This window comes from Pseudarthrobacter sp. B4EP4b (assembly GCF_006680095.1).
GTDB lineage: Bacteria > Actinomycetota > Actinomycetes > Actinomycetales > Micrococcaceae > Arthrobacter.
The window spans coordinates 1-3,450 of record NZ_VHIJ01000062.1; the positions used below are offsets into that span (position 1 = coordinate 1).

General features: G+C 54.7%; 1 rRNA gene. It reads right to left on the minus strand.

The window, feature by feature from the left end:
• Positions 1–3,014 (minus strand): 23S ribosomal RNA (locus FNL14_RS20075); the annotation flags it as partial.
• Positions 3,015–3,450: the final 436 nt, after the last annotated feature.

Genomic DNA, 3,450 nt, shown 5'->3' on the forward strand with positions numbered 1-3,450 from the left:
GGTGTATGGAAATCTCATCTTGAAGCGAGCTTCCCGCTTAGATGCTTTCAGCGGTTATCCCATCCGAACGTAGCTAATCAGCGGTGCACTTGGCAGTACAACTGACACACCAGAGGTTCGTCCGTCCCGGTCCTCTCGTACTAAGGACAGCCCTTCTCAAATTTCCTGCGCGCGCAGCGGATAGGGACCGAACTGTCTCACGACGTTCTAAACCCAGCTCGCGTACCGCTTTAATGGGCGAACAGCCCAACCCTTGGGACCTACTCCAGCCCCAGGATGCGACGAGCCGACATCGAGGTGCCAAACCATGCCGTCGATATGGACTCTTGGGCAAGATCAGCCTGTTATCCCCGAGGTACCTTTTATCCGTTGAGCGACGGCCATTCCACAATGTACCGCCGGATCACTAGTCCCGACTTTCGTCCCTGCTCGAGATGTCTCTCTCACAGTCAAGCTCCCTTGTGCACTTACACTCGACACCTGATTGCCAACCAGGCTGAGGGAACCTTTGGGCGCCTCCGTTACTTTTTAGGAGGCAACCGCCCCAGTTAAACTACCCATCAGGCACTGTCCCTGACCCGGATTACGGGCCGAAGTTAGATGTCCAAAGTGACCAGAGTGGTATTTCAACGATGACTCCACCCGAACTGGCGTCCGGGCTTCAACGTCTCCCACCTATCCTACACAAGCCACTCCGAACACCAATACCAAACTATAGTAAAGGTCTCGGGGTCTTTCCGTCCTGCTGCGCGTAACGAGCATCTTTACTCGTACTGCAATTTCGCCGAGTTTATGGTTGAGACAGCGGGGAAGTCGTTACTCCATTCGTGCAGGTCGGAACTTACCCGACAAGGAATTTCGCTACCTTAGGATGGTTATAGTTACCACCGCCGTTTACTGGGGCTTAAATTCTCAGCTTCGCCGTGAGGCTAACCGGTCCTCTTAACCTTCCAGCACCGGGCAGGAGTCAGTCCGTATACATCGTCTTGCGACTTCGCACGGACCTGTGTTTTTAGTAAACAGTCGCTTCCCCCTGGTCTCTGCGGCCCCGATCCCCTCCCGGACGCGTAGTCCGTTCAAGGTTGGGGCCCCCCTTCTCCCGAAGTTACGGGGGCATTTTGCCGAGTTCCTTAACCATAATTCTCTCGATCGCCTTAGTATTCTCTACCTGATCACCTGTGTCGGTTTGGGGTACGGGCGGCTAAAACCTCGCGTCGATGCTTTTCTCGGCAGCATAGGATCACCAAATCCCCCCAAACGGGGGTCCCATCAGATCTCAGGCATCATGAACAGCGGATTTGCCTACCGTTCGCCCTACATCCTTAGACCGGGACAACCATCGCCCGGCTCGGCTACCTTCCTGCGTCACACCTGTTAATACGCTTGCCTCCCAGGATCAGGTCCTGCGCTCCACCAAAACCCTCACACCACAAGGGTGATCGGGCAGGTCTCGGGCAGTTAGTATCCCCTGTTCAGCATGGGCGGTTTTTCGCCGGTACGGGAATATCAACCCGTTGTCCATCGACTACGCCTGTCGGCCTCGCCTTAGGTCCCGACTTACCCAGGGCAGATTAGCTTGACCCTGGAACCCTTGATCATTCGGCGGACGGGTTTCTCACCCGTCTTTCGCTACTCATGCCTGCATTCTCACTCGTGTAGGCTCCACCGCTGGTTTACACCGCGACTTCACTGCCCACACGACGCTCCCCTACCCATCCAAACGCCTGAACCACAAGGGCTTAGCTAATATTTGAATGCCACAACTTCGGCGGTGTACTTGAGCCCCGCTACATTGTCGGCGCGGAATCACTTGACCAGTGAGCTATTACGCACTCTTTTAAGGATGGCTGCTTCTAAGCCAACCTCCTGGTTGTCTGAGCAACTCCACATCCTTTCCCACTTAGCACACGCTTAGGGGCCTTAGTTGGTGGTCTGGGCTGTTTCCCTCTCGACTATGAAGCTTATCCCCCACAGTCTCACTGCTGCGCTCTCACTTACCGGCATTCGGAGTTTGGCTGACGTCAGTAACCTTGTAGGGCCCATTAGCCATCCAGTAGCTCTACCTCCAGCAAGAAACACGCAACGCTGCACCTAAATGCATTTCGGGGAGAACCAGCTATCACGAAGTTTGATTGGCCTTTCACCCCTACCCACAGCTCATCCCCTCCATTTTCAACTGAAGTGGGTTCGGTCCTCCACGACGTCTTACCGTCGCTTCAACCTGGCCATGGGTAGATCACTTCGCTTCGGGTCTAGATCACGCCACTGCAACGCCCTATTCAGACTCGCTTTCGCTACGGCTTCCCCACACGGGTTAACCTCGCGACGTAACACTAACTCGCAGGCTCATTCTTCAAAAGGCACGCCGTCACAACTACTAAGGTTGCTCCGACGGATTGTAAGCACACGGTTTCAGGTACTGTTTCACTCCCCTCCCGGGGTACTTTTCACCTTTCCCTCACGGTACTGGTCCGCTATCGGTCATTAGGGAGTATTTAGGCTTATCAGGTGGTCCTGACAGATTCACACGGGATTTCTCGGGCCCCGTGCTACTTGGGATACTCTCCAGGCGGTACACAACATTACAGTTACGGGGCTCACACCCTCTCTGGCCGGCCTTTCAAGACCGTTCACCTATGCCTGCACATCACACCCCACTGTCCCGGCAGAGACAGAACGGAAAGTCCCACAACCCCGACCATGCAACGCCCGCCGGCTATCACACATGGAACGGTTTAGCCTGATCCGCGTTCGCTCGCCACTACTAACGGAATCACTATTGTTTTCTCTTCCTGCGGGTACTGAGATGTTTCACTTCCCCGCGTTCCCTCCACGCACCCTATGTGTTCAGATGCGGGTCACCAGGCAACTCGCGCCCCTGGCGGGGTTTCCCCATTCGGACACCCTGGGATCACAGTCCGGTTATCGACTCCCCCAGGCTTATCGCAGATTCCTACGTCCTTCTTCGGCTCCTAATGCCAAGGCATCCACCGTGTGCTCTTAAAAACTTGACCACAAAAGATCAATCAGAAATTTTCGAGAGAACCACGAAAACCAACCACACACAACACCACCAACCCCCAAAAGGGCGAGTAACCATCACGCGCAGCCAGATCCAGGTTCATATTCTTGGAAATTGCTTCTTATAAAAGATGCTCGCGTCCACTATGTAGTTCTCAAACAACAACCCCAAACCACACACCCCACACACCTACGTGCGCGCTCGATGCAGCCAGGAAAACCAGAAACAAACAAACCCGGAACACCACCACGACCAAAAGCCGCAGCAACCCCCGGCCCTGTTGCCTCAGGACCCAACAGTGTGCCAAACACTACCCAACAACCACCCACCGGCACGCTTTCCTGAACACCGGCCCCTCCCCAAAAGAAGAAACAAGCATCCGTACTAACAACCGGTGACAGCCACCAGGCACCTATCCGTTGATATTC